Raw genomic sequence first — 652 nt, forward strand, 5'->3', positions numbered from 1 at the left:
GGTTTGATTGTAGCCATCATTGGTGCGCCATACTTTTTATATCTGCTGAGTCGCTCCAAAGGGTAACATCACGAAAGGATACCACCTGTCAATTAAAGGATACACACAACAAATAACCTTCAACACCACTAAGGAAGTGGGGCTGAAGGTTATTTTTTTCATTTGATTTAGCAGCCTTTCATCTCAACGGGAAGTATTCAAGGCATGAGAGGTTTGATGCAGCTCTCTGATCATTTTATGTAACGTGTAATTTTCCTGACGTGTCACGCCGTGTTGATTTTCCTGAACCAGCAACTGATGGATGTTTCGTTTTAGAATTTCACTTCGACGTTCCAGCATTTCGGTACTCATAAATAAATGAACACTCCCTTTGTCATGAATAAACCTACATTTTTGAAATGAGCATAGGCTGAATATAAGTTTGCCTTTCGACTTCTTTAAGTATATCGTGCTAGATGATCAAGGGAAAACGGAGCGAGACTGCAAATTACTTTTTCTCATCATCCATGCCGTGTCGACAGCGACTCACCCCATGAGTTCTTAGATATACTTCCTGATGCTGGCGATAACAGGAGATTAGACGTAATTAACTTCATGTATATAATTTGACTAGCTCATGTTTTTTGATATAAACGGATTTAGTGTATTAATC

1 protein-coding gene is annotated in these 652 nt (G+C 39.0%); it reads right to left on the reverse strand.

Annotated features, from left to right (window positions below):
• Positions 1–183: 183 nt before the first annotated feature.
• The gene (locus tag GRP75_RS29430; RefSeq protein ID WP_007432475.1) at positions 184–351 is read right to left on the reverse strand and encodes a hypothetical protein; all 168 of its coding nucleotides are present in this window, start codon (positions 349–351) and stop codon (positions 184–186) included.
• Between the last annotated feature and the right edge of the window lie 301 nt (positions 352–652).

The sequence above is a fragment of the Paenibacillus sp. OT2-17 genome (assembly GCF_009827695.1).
In the GTDB taxonomy this organism is placed as follows: Bacteria; Bacillota; Bacilli; order Paenibacillales; family Paenibacillaceae; genus Paenibacillus; species Paenibacillus polymyxa_B.